The 19,238-nt window shown below is 67.3% G+C and carries 18 protein-coding genes; 11 read left to right on the top strand and 7 right to left on the bottom strand.

Features of this window, described 5'->3' with window-relative positions; genetic code table 11:
• Nucleotides 1–28: 28 nt before the first annotated feature.
• Both greA and ACIA12_RS32590 read right to left on the bottom strand, forming a co-directional pair.
• Entirely contained in the window at nt 29–541 is a 513-nt protein-coding gene (gene greA / locus ACIA12_RS32595; RefSeq protein WP_343982280.1) for a transcription elongation factor GreA, read from the bottom strand.
• 192 nt (nt 542–733) lie between these two features.
• On the bottom strand, nt 734–1,258 hold the full coding sequence (locus ACIA12_RS32590; RefSeq protein WP_396371050.1) for a DUF4307 domain-containing protein: 525 nt from the start codon (nt 1,256–1,258) through the stop codon (nt 734–736).
• A 35-nt stretch (nt 1,259–1,293) separates the two neighbouring features.
• On the opposite strand from ACIA12_RS32590, the gene mca reads away from it, so the two are divergent.
• The 3 genes from mca (at nt 1,294) to ACIA12_RS32575 (ending at nt 3,755) form a co-directional block, all read left to right on the top strand.
• Nucleotides 1,294–2,157, top strand: a complete 864-nt coding sequence (gene mca, locus ACIA12_RS32585) for a mycothiol conjugate amidase Mca (protein WP_396371049.1) — start codon at nt 1,294–1,296, stop codon at nt 2,155–2,157.
• Between the two features lie 40 nt (nt 2,158–2,197).
• Nucleotides 2,198–2,485: a hypothetical protein gene (locus ACIA12_RS32580; RefSeq protein ID WP_396371048.1), complete on the top strand. Its 288-nt coding sequence runs from the start codon at nt 2,198–2,200 to the stop codon at nt 2,483–2,485.
• Between the two features lie 232 nt (nt 2,486–2,717).
• The gene (locus tag ACIA12_RS32575) at nt 2,718–3,755 is read left to right on the top strand and encodes a copper resistance D family protein (RefSeq protein WP_396371047.1); all 1,038 of its coding nucleotides are present in this window, start codon (nt 2,718–2,720) and stop codon (nt 3,753–3,755) included.
• 8 nt (nt 3,756–3,763) lie between these two features.
• Here ACIA12_RS32575 and ACIA12_RS32570 read toward each other — a convergent pair whose 3' ends face one another.
• Nucleotides 3,764–4,330, bottom strand: a complete 567-nt coding sequence (locus ACIA12_RS32570) for a Uma2 family endonuclease (RefSeq protein WP_396371046.1) — start codon at nt 4,328–4,330, stop codon at nt 3,764–3,766.
• 78 nt (nt 4,331–4,408) lie between these two features.
• Here ACIA12_RS32570 and ACIA12_RS32565 point away from each other — a divergent pair, with 78 nt between their 5' ends.
• From ACIA12_RS32565 to ACIA12_RS32550, 4 genes are all read left to right on the top strand, one after another.
• On the top strand, nt 4,409–6,388 hold the full coding sequence (locus ACIA12_RS32565) for a thioredoxin domain-containing protein (RefSeq protein WP_396371045.1): 1,980 nt from the start codon (nt 4,409–4,411) through the stop codon (nt 6,386–6,388).
• Between the two features lie 223 nt (nt 6,389–6,611).
• Nucleotides 6,612–8,666, top strand: coding sequence for a M4 family metallopeptidase (locus ACIA12_RS32560; RefSeq protein ID WP_396371044.1), 2,055 nt, complete (start codon nt 6,612–6,614; stop codon nt 8,664–8,666).
• 97 nt (nt 8,667–8,763) lie between these two features.
• A complete protein-coding gene (locus ACIA12_RS32555) occupies nt 8,764–10,344 on the top strand; it encodes a M4 family metallopeptidase (RefSeq protein ID WP_396371179.1) in 1,581 nt (526 codons plus the stop codon).
• 75 nt (nt 10,345–10,419) lie between these two features.
• A complete protein-coding gene (locus ACIA12_RS32550) occupies nt 10,420–11,850 on the top strand; it encodes a M28 family peptidase (RefSeq protein ID WP_396371043.1) in 1,431 nt (476 codons plus the stop codon).
• On the opposite strand, the gene ACIA12_RS32545 is transcribed toward ACIA12_RS32550, so the two are convergent.
• Complete coding sequence (locus ACIA12_RS32545; protein WP_396371042.1) at nt 11,851–12,360, bottom strand: hypothetical protein; 510 nt, start codon at nt 12,358–12,360, stop codon at nt 11,851–11,853.
• Between the two features lie 43 nt (nt 12,361–12,403).
• Here ACIA12_RS32545 and ACIA12_RS32540 point away from each other — a divergent pair, with 43 nt between their 5' ends.
• Nucleotides 12,404–12,874 carry a nitroreductase/quinone reductase family protein gene (locus ACIA12_RS32540; protein ID WP_396371041.1) on the top strand — a complete coding sequence of 157 codons (471 nt, stop codon included), beginning with the start codon at nt 12,404–12,406 and terminating at the stop codon, nt 12,872–12,874.
• Here the strand turns inward: ACIA12_RS32540 and ACIA12_RS32535 are convergent.
• Nucleotides 12,867–14,051 carry a phosphotransferase gene (locus ACIA12_RS32535; protein ID WP_396371040.1) on the bottom strand — a complete coding sequence of 395 codons (1,185 nt, stop codon included), beginning with the start codon at nt 14,049–14,051 and terminating at the stop codon, nt 12,867–12,869. The genes ACIA12_RS32540 and ACIA12_RS32535 overlap by 8 nt on opposite strands.
• Nucleotides 14,052–14,168: 117 nt before the next feature.
• On the opposite strand from ACIA12_RS32535, the gene ACIA12_RS32530 reads away from it, so the two are divergent.
• The gene (locus ACIA12_RS32530; protein WP_396371039.1) at nt 14,169–14,669 is read left to right on the top strand and encodes a MarR family winged helix-turn-helix transcriptional regulator; all 501 of its coding nucleotides are present in this window, start codon (nt 14,169–14,171) and stop codon (nt 14,667–14,669) included.
• On the opposite strand, the gene ACIA12_RS32525 is transcribed toward ACIA12_RS32530, so the two are convergent.
• On the bottom strand, nt 14,670–15,395 hold the full coding sequence (locus tag ACIA12_RS32525; protein WP_396371038.1) for a hemolysin III family protein: 726 nt from the start codon (nt 15,393–15,395) through the stop codon (nt 14,670–14,672).
• 221 nt (nt 15,396–15,616) lie between these two features.
• On the opposite strand from ACIA12_RS32525, the gene ACIA12_RS32520 reads away from it, so the two are divergent.
• On the top strand, nt 15,617–16,396 hold the full coding sequence (locus ACIA12_RS32520; RefSeq protein WP_396371037.1) for an isoprenyl transferase: 780 nt from the start codon (nt 15,617–15,619) through the stop codon (nt 16,394–16,396).
• Here ACIA12_RS32520 and ACIA12_RS32515 read toward each other — a convergent pair.
• Entirely contained in the window at nt 16,353–17,459 is a 1,107-nt protein-coding gene (locus ACIA12_RS32515; RefSeq protein WP_396371036.1) for an NYN domain-containing protein, read from the bottom strand. The genes ACIA12_RS32520 and ACIA12_RS32515 overlap by 44 nt on opposite strands.
• A 399-nt stretch (nt 17,460–17,858) precedes the next feature.
• Here ACIA12_RS32515 and ACIA12_RS32510 point away from each other — a divergent pair, with 399 nt between their 5' ends.
• The gene (locus tag ACIA12_RS32510) at nt 17,859–19,193 is read left to right on the top strand and encodes a PhoH family protein (RefSeq protein WP_328328195.1); all 1,335 of its coding nucleotides are present in this window, start codon (nt 17,859–17,861) and stop codon (nt 19,191–19,193) included.
• Nucleotides 19,194–19,238: the final 45 nt, after the last annotated feature.

The raw sequence follows: 19,238 nt of genomic DNA, 5'->3' as shown, positions 1-19,238 counted from the left end.
TCGCGGCCCGGGGGTGCTGAAGGCTGGGTCAGCCCTTGAAAGGGACGGCCGCGACGATCTCGACGGTGACGGGCTTGCCGTTGGGGGCTTCGTAGGTGGCCTTTTCGCCCTTCTTCTTGCCCAGGATCGCCGAGCCGAGCGGCGACTGCGGCGAGTAGACGTCGATGTCCACCGAAGAGTCCAGCGCGAGCAGTTCGCGGGAGCCGAGCAGGAACGTCTCGACGTCGTCGTCACCGGCGAACTTGATCGAGACCTTCATCCCGGGCTCCACCTTGCCGCCGGCCTTCGGGGTCTCGCCGACCCGGGCGCGGCGCAGCATGTCCTCGAGCTGCCGGATCCGGGCCTCCATCTTGCCCTGCTCGTCCTTGGCCGCGTGGTAGCCGCCGTTCTCCTTCAGGTCGCCCTCGTCGCGGGCGTCGCTGATCCGCTGGGTGATCTCGGTCCGGCCGGGGCCCTTCAGCTCCTCCAGCTCGGCCTTCAACTGGTCGTAACCATCCTGTGTCAGCCAGACAACGCTGTCCTCGTCGATCTTCTGCGTCATGGCTGCTCCTTTGTCGATGGGATGGGGTGAGAAAAAGGCTGAGGCCGCCGTCGTCGACGGCGACCAATCCACTGAGCGTAGCAAGACAGCGCTCAGAACCCCACAGTTCTTCGCCTTCTCAAACAGTTGGCAACCGCTTACCGTGTTCACCGAGGCAATCGTTTACCCCGCCTCGGAAGCGGGTAGGCGGATTTAGTTCGGCCGGTGTGCGTCAGCGGTCGTGCAACCGACCAGTACGACGGCCGTCGCGGCCCGCTGCGTCGTCAGTGTGGCGTCGATGGTCTGTTGCCGGGCAGAGTCCGGCGCGACCGTCACGGTCAGCTCGCCGACGATGGAGAAATCGGCCGCTTTCGCCTGCAACCGGCACTGCGCCTCGACCGATTTGCTCCGGTCGACCTGGAACGTCGCGGTCGCCGTGGTCGCCGACTCGATCTTGAAGCCGATCATCCGCGACGAGACCGGCGGGTTCGACGCGATGAACGCGGCCCACGCCAGCCACACCAGACCGGCCAGCGCCAGCACGCCGACCCCGGCGACGATCAGCACCCGGCGGCTGCGCCCGGTCCGGCCGTACCGGGCGTCCAGTACGGCCTTCGTGCCGGGGTCAGTACCGGGGTCAGTACCAGGGCCCGTACCAGTGCCCGTACTGCTGCCCGCACCGGCGTTCGGGCCGGCGCTGGTACCGGCGGTCCGGACGTCTGGGTGTGGGTCGGTCACTGGTTCTCCTCGGGCTTGGAGGACCATTGTGTCTTGTGACTGAAGATCTTCGCCTACTGCATGTCCACGCACACCCCGACGACGAGTCCAGCAAGGGCGCCGCATCGACCGCCAAGTACGTCGCCGAGGGCGTCGACGTGATGGTGGCCACCTGTACCGGCGGGGAGCGCGGCTCGATCCTCAACCCCAAGATGGATCGGCCCGAAGTACTGGCGAACATCACCGAGATCCGCCGCCAGGAGATGGACGCGGCCCGCGAGATCCTCGGCATCCGGCAGGAGTGGCTGGGCTGGGTCGACTCGGGCTTCCCCGAGGGCGACCCGCTGCCGCCGCTGCCGGAGGGCTGCTTCGCTTCGCTCAAGGTCGAGGACGCCGCGGCGCCGCTGGTGAAGCTGATCCGCGAGTTCCGTCCGCAGGTCGTCACGACGTACGACGAGAACGGCGGCTATCCGCACCCCGACCACGTGATGTGCCACCAGATCACCGTCGCGGCGTTCGAGGCGGCCGGCGACCCGGACGCGTACCCGGAGCTCGGTACGCCGTACCAGCCGCTGAAGCTCTACTACCACCACACCTTCCACCGCGAGCGGATGAAGGCGCTGCACGACGCGATGGTCGCCCGCGGCCTGGAGTCGCCGTACGCCGATCGGCTGAAGGACTGGAAGCCGGACCCGGAGAACGAGAAGCGGATCACCACCCGGGTCGAGTGCGCCGAGTACTTCGAGGTCCGCGACCGCGCCCTGCTCGCGCACGCGACCCAGATCGACCCCGACGGCGGCTGGTTCACCGTACCGTTGGAGGTGCACCAGCAGGCCTGGCCGACCGAGGACTACGAGTTGGCTCGCAGCCTGGTGGACTCCGAACTGCCTGAGGACGACCTCTTCGCGGGGTTGCGCTGAGGGCGGGGACAGCCGGTGAGAGACTACAGAGGTGACAGCGATGACCCGACTTCTGACCATCAGCCCGCCGATGACCGAGATCGATCCGAACTCGGTCAAGCCCGGCTGGGTCGCGCTGCTGATCGTCCTGGTGCTTGGTGGCGCCACCGTCCTGCTGTGGCGCAACATGGGCAAGCAGCTGAAGCGGATCGACTTCGACCCGGACGCGGGTGCGCGCGACCGAGCACCGTCCGACGTCCCGCCGACCACGGGCAGCTCAGCGGCCCCGGCTGGCGCTGCCGGGCCGCCGGCGGCGACGACGACTGCTGCCGAGACGCCGGATAAGTAGGCGAGCCGCAGCCGGTCGGTGACGCGCGGTAAGGGGCTTCCCGGGTAGATGCCTCTGGCAACGGGTTGGCTCTTTCGCGGGCTCGTGGCGGGCGCCGCGATCGCCGAAAGTCACGGCTGAACAACCGTTTGAACCCGGCTGGTCACGAGATGGTGTCATGCGGGGACTCTGTTAGATAGCTCACCTATAGTGTGCGCGTGTCCATCCATGGTGCCGAGGGCGGGAACGCTCCGTGACGACGACCCGCGCCACCCGCGTCGCCCGGCATCGCATGCCCGGCCGCCTGGTCGCGGGGGGCGCCAGTGCGGTCGCGGTAGCGGCGGTGGCGATGGTGATCGCCCTGTACGCCGCCGGCAGCGAACCGAAAACCGCCGATGACGGGCTCGGCGGCCCAGGCCTGCTGGTCGAGTGGCTGCTGCCGTTCTTCCGGTTGCTCGCCACGATGGCGACCGTCGGCTGCGCCGGTGCGCTGCTGGCAGCGGTCGTGTTGCTGCGTACCGATGGCGGCCCGCTCGGACTGCAAGGCCGGCGGGCGATCCGCGACGCCAGCAACTCCGCAATCATCTGGGCGGTCAGCTCCTTCGCCGGCGCGATCCTCACCGCGGCGATCCTGCTGGCCACCCCGGTCAGCCTGCTGCGCCTCCGGCTGGACGACGCGCTCGCCGTCCCCGAGGTGAAGTCGCTGCTGATCACCGGCATCCTCGTCGTCGCCCTGGCCATCGGCATCCGCCGCGCCGAGACGTCTGCGGGCGCTGGACTCGGCGTACTGGTCGCGATCGCCGCCCTGGTCCCGCCGGCCCTGACCGCCTTCCCACGCAACGAGTCGTACGTCGTCCTCGCAGGCGCGGCCCTGGTCATCCACGTGATCGCCGCAACCAGCTGGGTAGGCGGCCTCGCGGGCCTGGTCCGCTACGGCCGAGCCAGCCGCAACGGTCTTCCCCTCGTCCTGGAACGCTTCAGCCAGGTAGCCCTGCTGTCCTCGATCGCCGTCCTGCTCAGCGGCCTGATCAGCGCCGCCGCCCGCCTGGCAGCCAAAGGCGGCGGCTACGGCAAAGCCCTGGATGTCCTCACCTCAGACCCCTACGGCGCCCTACTCCTAGCCAAAACCATCGCCTTCATCATCCTCATCATCGGCGGCTGGCTACACCGCCGCCACACAATCGGCGACATAGATGCCACCGGCAGCCGTTTCTGGCAACTGGTAGCCGGCGAACTCTTCATCATGGCCGTAGCCATAGGCCTCTCCATAGCCCTAGCCCAGACCATCTAGGGCCTGGGTCAGAGTGCGCCGAGGTCGATCTCCATCTGGAACGGCAAGGAGGTCTTGATGACGCCGGTGCAGATGTCACCGTCGCGGTAGACGCCACTCGCCGGGTCCAGCACGTAGGTGTAGACCACCGGTACGCCGGTGGCGGCCTGCTCGACACGCCAGTAGAAGGCGATGCCTGCTTTCGCGTACTGGTCTGGCTTGACGACCCTGTCGGTGGTCTCCGAGCCGGGTGATACGACCTCGACAACGAGCAGCACGCGGTCGGGCCTCATCGGCACCAGGTCGATGCTGTCTGCTCGATAGACCACTACATCCGGCCGGCGGTTGGTCAGCGGGATGTCCTGCAACCGAACGTCGAAGTCCGTATCGGCGTTCCAGTCCGGACCTGCCGCGAGTTCCAGCCCGTTGGCCAGGAAGCGACCCAAGCGGTTATGCCGTGCGGAAGCGCTCGGGGTCACTACGACCATCCCATCCACGATCTCGATGCCGGCGCATTGCTCGGCGGACCAGGAGTCGTACTGTTCCGCCGTGATCTGGCTGTGCATCCACGCCGGAGCGACCATATCTGCAGTCACGATGTACCTCCCCTGGTTCAGCGATGGGCCGGTAGTACTGCAGTCAGGATAGCCGGGCGGACTGCCTAGTGTGGGGGTATGTCCTCCAATGAGCTCGGTAAGTCGACTTCGCCGTACCTGCGTCAGCATGCGGATAACCCGGTGCATTGGCGGGAGTGGTCCGAGGCGGTTTTTGTGGAGGCTCGGGAGCGGGATGTGCCCGTGTTTTTGTCGGTGGGGTATTCGGCTTGTCACTGGTGTCATGTGATGGCGCACGAGTCGTTCGAGGACGAGGTGACGGCTGCTTATCTGAACGAGAACTTCGTTTGTGTGAAGGTGGATCGGGAAGAGCGGCCGGATGTGGATGCGATCTACATGCAGGCGACTGTCGCGATGACCGGGCAGGGTGGGTGGCCGATGTCGGTGTTTCTGACGCCGGGGGCCGAGCCGTTCTTCTGTGGGACGTACTTCCCGAGTGAGCCGCGGCATGGGATGGCGACGTTCCGGCAGGTGCTGGAGTCGTTGGTCAACGCGTGGCAGACCAAGCGGGAGGACATCGACAAGGTTGGGCGGTCGGTGGTCGAGCAGCTTGGGGCTCGTGGGGCGGTGGCTGAGGGAGCCATGGACGAGGCGACGCTGGAGCGTGCCGTCGCGTTGCTCAAGGTGGACTTCGATCCGGTCGACGCCGGGTTCGGGCGGGCGCCGAAGTTCCCGCCGTCGATGGTGCTCGACTTCCTGCTGCGGAACCATCGGCGGACCGGTTCCACGGAGGCGCTGGAGATGGTCGCGCGGACGTGTGAGCGGATGGCGCGGGGTGGGATGTACGACCAGCTGGCCGGTGGGTTCGCGCGGTACAGCGTCGACGGGCAGTGGGTCATCCCGCACTTCGAGAAGATGCTCTACGACAACGCGCTGCTGCTGGACGTCTACACCCAATGGTGGGCGATCACGGAGGAGCCGCTCGCGCGACGGATCGCTCTCGAGACGGCCGGCTTCCTGCTCGCCGAGCTGCGTACGCCGGAGGGTGGGTTCGCCTCGGCGCTCGACGCTGACACAGAGGGGGAGGAGGGCCGGTACTACGTATGGTCGCCCGCCGAGCTGCATGAGTTGCTCGGCGAGGACGCGGACTGGGTGATAGAGCTCTGCGATGTCACGGGCACCTTTGAGCAGGGGACGTCTGTGCTGCAACTCCGCCGCGACCCGGACGATCTGGGTCGGTGGCAGAAGGTCCAGGCGGTACTACGGGAGGCGCGGCGCGGTCGGACGTATCCCGGCCGCGACGACAAGGTGGTGGCGGCATGGAACGGGTTGGCGATCACTGGGCTTGCGCGGGCGGGCGTCGTACTGGCGAAGCCGGAGTATGTCGAGGCGGCTGTCGCTGCGGCTGAATTGGTCCGGGACGTGCATCTGGATGAGGCTGGAATCCTGCATCGGACGTCGCGTGATGGTGTGGTTGGGTCGGCTCACGGGGTGCTGGAAGACTATGCCACCTATGCGCACGCGTGTCTGACGCTGCTCGGCGTGACGGGTGATCCCGAGTGGCTGGTGGTCGCGCAAACCCTGCTGGACCGGGTGCTTGAGCAGTTTGTTGCCGACGGCATCTTCTACGACACGGCCGCTGATGCGGAGACGTTGGTCTGGCGCCCGCAGGACGCCACCGACAACGCCAGCCCGTCCGGAGTCTCCCTCGCAGCCGAGGCCTTCACCACACTCGCCTCCGTGACCGGATCGGCCCGCTACGAGGCTGCCGCCCGGCAAGCACTCCAGATGTCCGCAGCGATCGCGGCGAGGGCGCCCCGCTTCGCTGGGCGAGCTCTGGCGGTAGCAGAAACCATCGCATCAGGCCCGCTGGAGATCGCCATCGTCGGTGAGTCCACCGAACTTCTGAGCGTCGCGGTGAAGGAGTCTCCGTGGGGGACTGCTGTGGCTAGTGGTCTGCCTGGGAGCGGGGTTCCGTTGCTTGAAGGGCGTGGGCTGGTTGGGGGGAAGGCGGCCGCGTTCGTGTGTCAGCGGTTTACCTGCAAGCTGCCGGTTGTGTTGCCGGAAGACCTTCGGCGTGAGTTGAACGCCACAGTGTGACCCCTTGCAGAAGTGCGGGTTTTCCCTGTCATTTCGGCAGAATCGCTTGACTCCTGCTCCGGCGGAGGACAGAGTCCTCCCTCAGTCGGATGTAACAGAACTCGCATGTACTGACACGCAGTGTCACAACTAGGCAGTGGCACTGCTGCGCCAGACATCCGGCCCGCCCAAATGAATTGGTCGTTGCGCCCAAACAGCGACCACACCGTGAGGAGATGTTGTCTTGAAACGACTGACATCAGCAGGGGCGGTGGTCATCGTCGCAGCCGCGGGGCTGGCGATGTCGCCCGCAGGAGCCGCCAACCGGACGGCCCCGCTTCCGGCATCCGGCTTCAACCAGCCGGCCGCTGTCCAGGCAGAGTCGGCGCTGACCGCGCAGACCGCCACCGCCCTCGGACTGGCCGGCGGTGAGGTGCTCAAGGTTCGCGACGTCGTCAAGGACGCCGACGGCAGCGAGTACGTCCGCTACGACCGGACCTTCAACGGACTCAAGGTCGTCGGTGGCGACCTGATCGTGAAGCGCGACGGCTCCACGATCAGCAACGTCACCTACAACCGTGGCGCCAAGGCCGTCGGAGTCAGCTCGACCAAGCCGACGCTGTCCCAGGCCGCCGCCCTGGCCAAGGGTTCGAAGTCAGCCGACTTCAAGGCCACCAGCAACAAGGGGACGCTGGTCGTCTTCGTCACGCCGACCAAGCCGGTGCTGGCCTACGAGGTCGTCACCAGCGGGGTCAAGGCCGACCAGACGCCGTCGGTCCTGCACTCCTTCATCGACGCCAGGACCGGCGCGGTGCTGGACCAGGACGACGAGATCAAGACCGGTACCGGAAACTCGATGTACTCCGGCACCGTCACCATCGGCACGTCGGGCAGCTACTCGATGACCGACACCAGCCGTGGCGGCAACTGGACCACGGACCTCAACGGTGCGACCTCGGGCAACGGCACCACCTTCACCGACCCCGACGACACCTGGGGCAGCGGCACCACCGCGAACCGCCAGACCGCCGGCGTCGACGCCCACTACGGTGCGCAGCTGACCTGGGACTACTACAAGAACGTCTACGGCCGCAACGGCATCTTCAACAACGGCCAAGGTTCGCGCTCCCGGGTGCACTACGGCAACGCGTACGTGAACGCGTTCTGGGACGGCACCCAGATGACGTACGGCGACGGCTCCGGCAACTCCCGTCCGCTGACCTCGATCGACGTGGCCGGCCACGAGATGAGCCACGGTGTCACCGAGGCGAGCGCCAACCTGAACTACTCCGGCGACGCGGGCGGCCTGAATGAGGCCACCTCCGACATCTTCGGCACCGCTGTCGAGTTCTACGCCAACAACGCCTCCGACGTCGGTGACTACCTCATCGGCGAGAAGATCAACATCAACGGCAACGGCACCCCGCTGCGCTACATGGACAAGCCGTCGAAGGACGGTGCCAGCAAGGACTGCTGGACGACCAGCACCGGCGGTCTGGACCCGCACTACTCCTCCGGCCCGCTGAACCACTGGTTCTACCTGGCCTCCGAGGGCTCCGGCGCCAAGACGATCAACGGCGTCTCCTACAACAGCACCACCTGCGACGGCGGGACCGTCACCGGTGTCACCCGCGAGGTGGCGGCCAAGGTCTGGTACCAGACCCTGACCACCAAGCTGACCTCGGGCAGCACCTACAAGGACGCTCGTGAAGGCGCGATCTCCGTCGCCAAGGCCCTGTACGGCGCCAACTCGTCCCAGTGCCTCGGCATCCAGGCCGCGTTCAACGGCATCACGGTCCCGGCCGGTGCCGAGACCTGTGGCGCGGTCATCCCGCCGACCGGTTCCGAGCGCCTCGTGAACGGCGGCTTCGAGTCCGGCACCGCAAGCTGGACCGGTACCTCCGGTGTGATCGTCAACGGTGGCGCCAAGCCGGCTCACGGCGGTACCTGGAAGGCCGTTCTCGGCAACAAGGGCACCACCTCGACCGCGAACCTCGGCCAGTCGGTCGCCATTCCGGCCGGCAACTCCTCGGCGCAGCTGTCGCTGTGGCTCCGGATCGACACCAACGAGACCACCACCTCGACGGTGTACGACAAGCTCCAGGTGCAGATCGTGGACGGCTCGACCACCACGACGCTGGCCACGTACTCGAACCTGAACAAGAACACGACGTACACGCAGAAGACCTTCAACGTCGGCGCCTACTCCGGCAAGACGGTCACCGTGAAGTTCCTCGAGAACGAGGACTCGTCGCTGCAGACCAGCTTCGTCGTCGACGACGTGTCGCTGATCGGCTAGTCACCATTCCGCCTGGCCTGCCAGGAAGCACGTGTACCAAGCGAACGCGCTGCGCCCATTCAGCGACGAAACCGTGAGGAGTGCTGTTGTGAAGAGAATGACATCTGTAGGGGCGGTCGCCGTGCTGGCGGCCGCGGGCCTGGCCATCGCGCCGGCCGGCGCGTCTGTCCGCTCCGCCCCGTTGCCAGCTTCCGGCTTCGACCAGCCGGCCGCCGTCCAGTCCGAGCAGACGCTGTCCGCGAAGACCGCGGCCGCGCTCGGGCTGGGCAAGGGTGAGGTTCTTCAGGTCAAAGATGTGGTGAAAGATGCCGACGGCACCGAGTTCGTCCGGTACGAGCGGACGTTCAACGGCCTGAAGGTGGCCGGCGGCGACATGATCGTGAAGCGCGACGGTGGCGGCGCGATCAGCAGCGTCACCTACAACCGCAACGCGACCGGGGTCGGCGTCAAGTCGACCAAGCCGCTGCTGACCCGTTCGGCGGCGCTGGCCAAGGGTGCGAAGGCGGCCGGCTTCAAGGCCACCGGCAACCAGGGCACCCTGGTCGTCTACGTGACTCCGGCCAAGCCGGTGCTGGCCTACGAGGTCATCACCACCGGGGTCAAGGCCGACCAGACCCCGTCGGTCCTGCACTCCTTCATCGACGCCGGCACCGGTGCGTTGCTGGCCTCCGACGACGAGGTCAAGACCGGCACCGGAAAGTCCATGTACGCCGGCACCGTGACGATCGGTACGTCGGGCAGCGCGCCCAACTTCGTCATGAAGGACACCTCCCGTGGCGGCAACTACACCACGGACCTGAACGGTGGCTCGTCCGGCGCCGGTACCACCTTCACCGACGCGGACAACATCTGGGGCACCGGTGCCGCCTCGAACCGGCAGACCGCCGGGGTCGACGCGCACTACGGCTCCCAGTTGACCTGGGACTACTACAAGAACGTCCACGGCCGCAACGGCATCTTCAACAACGGCCAGGGCGCTCGCTCGCGGGTGCACTACGGAAACTCGTACGTGAACGCGTTCTGGGACGGCACCCAGATGACGTATGGCGACGGTTCGGGCAACACCCACCCGCTGACCGCCATCGACGTCGCGGGTCACGAGATGAGCCACGGCGTCACCGAGGCGACCGCCAACCTGAACTACTCGGGCGACGCGGGCGGCCTGAACGAGGCGACCAGCGACATTTTCGGCACCATGGTGGAGTTCTACGCCAACAACGCCAGCGACGTCGGTGACTACCTCATCGGCGAGAAGATCAACATCAACGGCAATGGCACCCCGCTGCGCTACATGGACAAGCCGTCGAAGGACGGTCGCAGCAAGGACTGCTGGACGACCAGCACCGGCGGTCTGGACCCGCACTACTCCTCCGGCCCGCTGAACCACTGGTTCTACCTGGCCTCCGAGGGCACCGGCTCCAAGACCATCAACGGTGTCAGCTACAACAGCACCGCCTGCAACGGCACCACGTTCGCCGGCGTCGGCCGCGACGTGGCCGCCAAGGTCTGGTACCGCACGCTGAGCACCAAGCTCAGCTCGGGCTCGACCTACAAGGATGCCCGCAACGGCGCGATCACCTCCGCCAAAGAGCTGTACGGCGCTGGTTCCGTGCAGTGCAAGGGCATTCAGGCCGCGTTCAGCGGCATCTCGGTACCGGCAGGCTCAGCCGCCTGCTAACACCTGGTCCCCGGTGCGGGTCTCATCAGGATCCGCACCGGGGTCCTCCTTTGTGAGGCAAAGGAGTATCCGCCCATGCTCAAGTCCCCCCTGAAACCAAGCCTGTACGGCGTACTCGGTGTCGCTCTCGTCGCCACGGCGATCCTCGTCCCGGGATCTGCCGCCAACGCCGTCGACTCACCCGACATCTCGGTCACCAACACCAAGGCGCACCTGGACCAGCTCCAGTCGATCGCCACCGCCAACAGCGGCAACCGCTACACCGGCCGCCCCGGCTACCTCGCCTCGGCCAACTGGGTGAAGTCGAAGCTCGACGCGGCCGGCTACACCACTACGCTGCAGTCGTTCTCGACGTCTGCCGGTACGTCGTACAACGTGATCGCCGAGTGGCCGCAAGGCGACGCGAGCCATGTCGTGATGACCGGCTCGCATCTGGACAGCGTCAGCGCCGGACCGGGCATCAACGACAACGGCAGCGGCAGCGCGGGTGTCCTGGAGACCGCACTGGCGTACGCCGCGAGCGGCCAGGTGCCCAAGAACCGTCTGCGTTTCGGCTTCTGGGGAGCTGAGGAGCTCGGCCTGCTCGGGTCGAAGTACTACGTCAACAACCTGCCCTCGGCCGAGCGGGCCAAGATCGAGCTGTACCTGAACTTCGACATGATCGCCTCGCCGAACCCGGGCTACTTCATCTACGACGACAACCCGGCCGGCAACGGAGCGCGCGACGATCTGAAGAGCTACTTCACCAGCAAGAGCATCCAGACCGAGTACATCGACGTGCAGGGCCGGTCCGACCACGCGGCGTTCCGGTCGCTCGGCATCCCGACCGCCGGGACGTTCTCCGGCGCCGAGGACATCAAGACCTCGGCCCAGGCGACCAAGTGGGGCGGTACGGCGAACGCCGCGTTCGACGCCTGCTACCACCGCTCCTGCGACACCATCAACAACCTCAACCTGACGTCGCTGGACCGGCAGATCGACGCCATCGGCCACATGGTCTGGAACTACGCGCAGAAGGACTACGGCCCGGTCACTCCGCCGACCGGCCCGAACCTGATCCAGAACCCGGGCTTCGAGGCGGGCGCGGTGAACTGGACCGGCACCAGCGGAGTCGTCACCAACAGCAGCAGCAAGCCCGCGCACGCCGGCACCTACAAGGCCTGGCTGCAGGGCAACGGCAGCACCAGCAGCGAAAACCTCGGCCAGTCGGTGGCGATTCCGTCGACCGCGACCGCGGCGGCGCTGTCCTTGTGGATCCGGATCGACACCGCCGAGACGACCACCTCGACCGTGTACGACACGGTGAAGGTGCAGGTGGTCGACGGGTCGACGACGACCACGCTGGCGACGTACTCGAACCTGAACAAGAACACCACGTACACGCAGAAGACGTTCAACGTCCTTGCCTACAAGGGCAAAACGATCACCGTCAAGTTCCTCGGCCAGGAGGACTCGTCGCTGCAGACGAGCTTCGTGGTCGACGACGTGGCGCTGGCAGCCGGCTGATCAGACCGCCTTGCACAGGTTGCCGGGTTTGGTGGCTTCGGTGAGCAGCGTGCCCACCGGAGCCACCAACGGCTTCAGCTTCGGGTCGTCCAGCCGGGCCAGGCCGCCGCTCGAGGAGACCGCGATGATCATGTCGTCCGGGTGCCGGACGGTCGGCTTGGTGATGCCGACCGACGCCCAGTCGACCTGCTTGGCCGCGTCGGTGAGGGTGTTGAGGAAGCCGGATTCCAGCTTGCACTTGCCGGACTTGCCCGTCGAGCTGTAGCTCGCGATGCCGTCGGCGCCGACCACCACCTGATCGTTGAACCCGGCGAACCCGCCGGTCCGGCTGACGGTCAGCGGAAGTCCGGTGCCGGTGGTGGTGCCGGTACTCGGCGACGGCAGGCTGGCGATCGGCGTGCTCGGGTTGCTGGTGGCGGACGGCGTACCGCCCGCGCCGGAGTCATCACCGCATCCGGCCAGAACCAGACCGGCGGCGGCTGCCAGTAGTACGAACCGAATGTTTCTCATCCCCCATGCATACCCAACTTCGGGGTGACGGCAGACTTCGTGCATGGGCTGGTACACGAATGTCATCCGCTCGTTAGGGCATCGGCCGTGGTTCGCGGTGGCCGGCCGCAATTTGGTACCAATAGACCGCTGGCTGCAACGAAAGACGAACGGCCGGATCACCATCCTCGGCCGATCCGCGTTGCCTACTTTGCTTCTGACGACGCGCGGCCGGAAGTCGGGACTGCCCCGGACCGTCCCGCTGATCTACGCGCCGGACGGCGACGGCTTCGTCGTCACCGCGTCGAACTGGGGGCAGGAGCACCACCCGGCCTGGTCCGCCAACCTGCTCGCCTCCAGCGAGGCGATCATCTCGCTGGAAGGCGGCCGGGACATCCCGGTCCGCGCCGTCCTCGCGGAAGGAGCGGAACGGGACCGGGTCTGGCCACTCGTCACCAAGGTCTGGCCGGCCTACGACACCTACGTCGAACGCAGCGGCCGGGCGATCCGCGTCTTCGTGCTGACCCCTAGCTGATGGTGGATACGAGGTTGACCAAGGTACGGGTCAGTCGGACCCGTTCCTCGAAGAGCTCGATCCCGCACGCCGCAGTCTTGCCGAGTTGCTCGAGCGGCAGCGCGGTGAAGGTCGCGCGGACCATCAGCGAGCCGAGATAGCCGTACAGGACCTCTTCCTCCGACACCGTCATCCCCTCCGCGGCCACTCCCTCCATGAACGCCGCGAGGATGACCGTGTGAATGGCCGGCAACTCCTCCGGCGCGAGCTCGCCGGCGTGCGCGAGGCCGATCAGGAGCTGGCCGAGATCGAAGCCGATCGCCTGCGGGCAGTCGAAACCCCAGTCGATCACGACGAACTCGTCCTGCTTGTCCTTCGGCACCAGCAGGTTCTGCGGGCTCGCGTCCCCGTGCTGGTATGTCTGCGGCAGCGTGTCCAGCCGATCCAGTACTCCGGGCAGCCGGTTCGCCAGGTCGAGCAGATCGTCCCGGAGCCCGTGGTCACCCGTCGAGCAGACCGCCTGGGCCAGCAGCGGGTGCTGCCAGGTCTGGTCGTCGGCAAGCAACGGGATCGCGCCGTTCAGCACGCGGCCGTCCGTGTAGTACCGGAGTCCGATTCCCGGGACGTGCACGTTGCCGCGGGGGAACAGCGGCTCGACCAGGTGTGCCTGCCGCCGGGCCGAAAGCCGGCCGAGCAGGTTCGCGGCGCGCTCGAAACGGCCGAGCTGCCAGCAGTCGGGTGCCTGCTCGATGTCTTCCATCCACAGGGTCGCGCGATCGTCGTCGTACTCGCTGATCCGGTACATGACCGGCAGCCGCAGCCCGTCCGGGAGCAGGGTCGCGATGGGGCTCCGGTGGACCATCATCTCGAGCTGCCAGGGGATGTTCTGGATGAACGTTTCCCGGAACTGCTCCGGGACCAGGTGCATCATCGGCCAGTGCCGCACAGACGCGAGCTTCTTGACGAAGACGGACCACTCGACGGTCTCGCCGGAGTGCAGCTCGGCGGTGCCCAGGACGCGCAGCAGGGCCTCGGTGGTCGGCGTACCGATCTCGTAGTCGACCGGCTCGACCCGGGCTGAGGTCGGTACGGCGCCGGGCAGGCCGGTGATCTTGCTGACCAGGCAGGCCAGCGCGCGCTCGTCGGGCGCGTCCCGGCCGAGCTCGGCCAGTCCGTCGCTGACGGTGGTGGTGTTCATGGGTCCCCCCGGCTTTCGGTAGTTCTTCGATGCTGCCGCCGAGTCTTCAGCTCACCTTAAGATCCGCCGCGCCGAAGAAGTAAAGCAGCCTTACTACCGAGATAGTAAAGTTGCCTTATGACTTCCGTCAATTGCCCCTCAAAAAATGCACTGTCGGGCCATGCTGAGGGCTACCGTGGCCTGCACATCGCCGGTCTGCTCGGGCTCGCGCTCAAGCGGCTGCGCCAGGAGATCCTGGTCGATGGCGAGCAGCAGTTCCCGGGGTTGCGGGTGTCCCACTTCCGGTTGCTGGAGTTGATCCCGGACAGCGGGGCGCGGATCACCGACCTGGCCGAGATCGCCGGGATGACCAAACAGGGGCTCGGGCAGCACGTCGACTACCTGCAGGAACGCGGGTACGCCGAATCCGAGCGAGTGGCCGGGGATCGGCGGGTCCGGCTGGTCCGGCGTACCGAGGCGGGGGACCGGGCGATGGAGTTCAGCCGGGCGTCGATCGACCGGGTCGAGCAGGAGTGGAAGCGGCGGCTCGGCGCGGAGAGGTTCGAGTCGTTCCGCGAGACGCTGGTCGAGGTCTGCGGGCCGCTCGACGAAGAGCTGGAGTGGCTCTCCAGGCCGTAGCTAGCTCCGGTACGTCGCGATGCTGACCGCGACGTAGTGGCAGATGAAGGCCGCCACCGTGCAGGCGTGGAAGATCTCGTGGAAGCCGAACCACAGGGGCGACGGGTTCGGCCGCTTGGTGCCGTAGATGACCGCGCCGATCGAGTAGAGTCCGCCGCCGATCGCCAGCAGCGTCACCACGGACGCGCCGCCGAGGTGGTAGAAGTCGCCCATCCAGAAGATCGCCACCCAGCCCAGAGCCAGGTAGATCGGGGTGTAGAGCCAGCGCGGGGCGTGCACCCAGAAGATGCGGAACAGGATGCCGATCAGCGCGCCACCCCAGGCCAGGCTGAGCAGCAGGATCCGGTCGTTGCCGCGCAGCAGCACCACGCCCAGCGGGGTGTAGGTGCCGGCGATCAGCAGGAAGATGTTGCTGTGGTCGAGCCGGCGCAGGATCGCCTCGCCGGTCGGACCCCAGTAAAAGCGGTGGTAGAGCGCGGAGATGCCGAATAGCAGCATCGAGCCGGCGGTGTAGACGGCGGCGGCCCAGCGGGCGCTGGTGCTCGGCGCTAGGCAGATCAGCACGATGCCGGCCGCGGTCGCGAGCGGGAAGGTGCCGGCGTGCAGCCAGCCGCGCAGCTTCGGCTTCAGCGGTGCGAGCCGCTCCGCCAGGCGGTGTCCGTGCTCGTGCTCGTGCTCGGGCGAGTGGACGTCGGTCGCGTTGCTGATCGCGGACTTCTCCGTCATCGCCATCCTCTCGTACGCGCGTAGTGGTGACCTACGCAACCGTAACCTACGCAACCGTAGGTTCTATCGTCCGGAAGGATGAATGTAGGCGAGATCACCGACCCGCAGCAGGTGCCCGGAGTGTCTGACGCGCAAACTCCGGCAAAAGTTCGATCACTCTACGGAACCGGAAATCTCGGCTAGCCTCAGAAGCCGGAGAGCTTTGAGGAGAGCACCTGCCCATGCGGACACCTGGCAAGGCAAAGCTGCGCGACGTCGTCTACGGGCTGTACGAGCGGCGGCTGGCGCGCTCGCTGTCACCGGACCGGATGCCCCGCCACATCGGCGTGATCATCGACGGCAACCGGCGCTGGGCCCGGGCGACCGGTGATCCGGTGTCGCGCGGTCACGAAGCGGGCGCGACCAAGATCACCGAGTTCCTGCACTGGTGCGACGAGGTCGGGGTCAAGGTCGTCACGGTCTGGATGCTGTCCACCGACAACCTGACCCGGCCGGCCGAGGAGCTCGAGCCGCTGCTGCGGATCATCGAGTCGACCGTCGAGGAGCTGACCACGATCGGCCAGTGGCGGATCCACCCGGTCGGCGCGCTCGACCTGCTGCCGGGCGCGACCGCCGAAGTGCTGAAGCACGCCGAGACCGCGACCCAGAACGTCGACGGCATGCTGGTCAACGTCGCCGTCGGGTACGGCGGCCGGCGCGAGCTGGCCGACGCGGTCCGGTCGCTGCTGCTCGAAGAGGCCGCGAAGGGCATCTCGATCGAGGAGCTGGCCGAGCGGGTCGACGTCGAGCACATCGCCGAGCACCTCTACACGAAGGGCCAGCCCGATCCGGACCTCGTCATCCGGACGTCGGGGGAGCAGCGGCTGGGTGGCTTCCTGCTCTGGCAGAGCGCGCTGAGCGAGTTCTACTTCTGCGAGGCGCTCTGGCCGGACTTCCGGCACGTCGACTTCCTGCGCGCTATTCGGAGCTATGCGCAACGAGAGCGCCGCTTCGGGACGTGAGTGCTGCGGTCTCTGGCGCACCGCGGCCGCACCGGCGGCACGTAGTACGGCGTCTGAGGTAGTAGGCGTAGGTGGCGGCGCCCAGGGCTGCGCCCCAGACGACCCAGAGCGTGCCGGGCATCGCCACGCCCCAGCTGTCGGCTGCGTGGGTGCCGGGGAGCCGGAGGTTCATCAGGCCGGCCGGGATCAGTACGACGGCGACCGTCGATGCCGGGATGATGGCGAGCAGGGGTGGGACGCGTCGGCCTGCCTTGAACCAGATCCAGCGGGGGTAGATCTCGCCCCAGCGCTGGACGAGGCCGTGGGTGAGGATGCTGCCGGCGACTCCCATCGCGGCCATGGCGAGACCCATCTCGAGCATGCCTGGCGTGTCGGCCATCATCTGGTGGAACTCGTGGGTGATGCCGAGTTCCCAGCCGAAGTACCAGGCGACCCGGGTGAGCTCGTAGGGGAGGTTGGCGACGACGGCGATCAGTACCGCCCGGCGTCCCCAGCGCAGGGCGCCCTCGGGGGTCTGCCAGGGCCTGAGTGGCCTGTCATCGCGTCCGCAGCTCGCGCAGGCGTTACTGAGCCGCCGGTGGTAGCTGACCGCCGTAGCGGCCCACAGGAGGCCGCCGACGAAGATGATCAGGATGTTCACCCGGTGCCAGTACAGGATGTCGCCGATGCCGTCCTGTGCGCCGGGCACGCCGGTGAAGGCGAAAACGAGCAGCGCGGGGGACAGGGCGAGCGTGGCCAGCGGCGTGTAGTCGGGGATGACGAGCGCCAGCAGCACAGCCATCACCACGGCGAAACCCTGCAGCACCCACCCACCGCCCTGGCCGTCGGCCGGCCGCTCTCGCCGTGTCATCAGCACGGCGACCACTGCGCCGAGCAGGCCTAGGGCAACCATCGTCGGGCCCACCACGCCGACGGGAGCGCCCTCCAGCAGGGAGGCGGTGCTGTGATCGTCGTCCACGGGTGCGAAGGGGTAGCCGGCACCGCCTGTGGCCCAGTAGATGCCCAGGGCTCCGTACGTCAGCGACCACAGTGCTGTGGCGTAACCGAGCGTGGTTTTCAGCATGCGAACAGCGTGCGGCGGCGGACGGTGGTACTGGCTCACCCTGCGGGGTGAACGGCGTCGCCCGGTAGGGGGAAACGTGTAACAAGCCGTTAACCCCGTGGCCGGGCGTGTCGGGCTGCGGCAGTTGCGCGACCCACCTACAGTCCTAAGTGACGGTCGGAGGGGAAGCCGGCTGTCCGGGAGGCCCGATCAGATGAGACGTAATTGCTCGCCGGTAGCCCCATGAGGCGCCGAACGGAGTGCCCGAGACCCACGGTCTCACCCTCACTGATTTCCGTTTCCGCGCACCTTGCGGGACGGAGGGGGTCTGCACCAGACCTCCGGGTCCGGACCCGGTCCAACACCTAACCACTGGTGGGCCGGGCGTGGTGCACGCTGCGGTCCGAGAGGACGTGCGACATGGCTGCCACCCACGCCAAGGCGTCAAACCCCTCATCCACGCCGGACCAGCGCACTTTCGTGCTGGACACCTCCGTGCTTCTCTCCGACCCGCACGCGATGCTGCGGTTCGACGAGCACGAGGTGGTCATCCCGGTTGTCGTCGTCACCGAACTGGAGGCAAAACGGCATCACCCTGAGCTCGGCTACTTCGCTCGCACCGCGTTGCGCTTGATGGACGAGCTCCGGATCCAGCACGGACGATTGGACGCCCCCCTGCCAGTGGGGGAGAAGGGTGGAATGCTCCGGGTCGAGCTGAATCACACCGATCCCGAGAGCCTGCCGGCCGGTTTCCGGCTCGGCGACAACGACAGCCGGATCCTCGCGGTGGCCTGCAACTTCCAGGCCGAGGGCCGCGACGTCACGCTGGTCTCCAAGGACCTGCCGATGCGGGTCAAGGCCTCGGCCTGCGGCCTGGACGCGGAGGAGTACCGCGCCGAGCTGACGCTGGAGTCCGGCTGGACCGGGATGGACGAGATCGAGGTGCCGACCAGCGACGTCGACTCGCTGTACGAGGACGGCGTACTGGACATCCCGGAGGGGCGGGACTTCCCCACCCACACGGGACTGGTGCTGCTGTCGGAGCGGGGCAGCGCGCTGGGCCGGGTGATGCCGGACAAGCGGATCCGGCTGGTCCGCGGCGACCGGGAGGCCTTCGGGCTCCGGGGCCGCTCGGCCGAGCAGCGGGTCGCACTGGATCTGCTGCTGGACCCGGATGTCGGGATCATCTCGCTCGGCGGCCGCGCTGGTACCGGCAAGTCGGCACTGGCCCTGTGCGCCGGGCTCGAAGCGGTGATGGAGCGGCGGCAGCACAAGAAGGTCGTCGTCTTCCGGCCGCTGTTCGCGGTCGGCGGCCAGGAGCTCGGCTACCTGCCCGGTTCGGAGTCGGAGAAGATGGCGCCCTGGGCGCAGGCGGTGCACGACACGCTGGGCGCGCTGACCAGTCCGGACGTGATCGACGAGGTGATGGACCGCGGCATGCTCGAAGTGATGCCGCTGACCCACATCCGCGGCCGGTCGCTGCACGATGCGTTCGTGATCGTCGACGAGGCCCAGTCGCTGGAGCGCAACGTGCTGCTTACGGTGCTGTCCCGGATCGGCGCGAACTCGCGGGTGGTGCTCACCCACGACGTCGCCCAGCGCGACAACCTGCGGGTCGGCCGGCACGACGGCGTGGTGGCGGTGGTGGAGAAGCTGAAGGGTCACCCACTCTTCGCGCACGTGACGCTGACCCGGTCGGAGCGCTCGCCGATCGCGGCGCTGGTCACCGAGATGCTGGAGGACGTCCAGCTGTAGCGGACGATTCTGTAAAACGAGAGTAAGGATTTCGCGGTACCCGGT

The sequence above is a fragment of the Kribbella sp. NPDC051620 genome (assembly GCF_044453825.1).
Classification (GTDB): Bacteria; Actinomycetota; Actinomycetes; order Propionibacteriales; family Kribbellaceae; genus Kribbella.
Note: the sequence above shows the minus strand (reverse complement) of the source record. Positions and strands in the feature narration are given on the sequence as shown.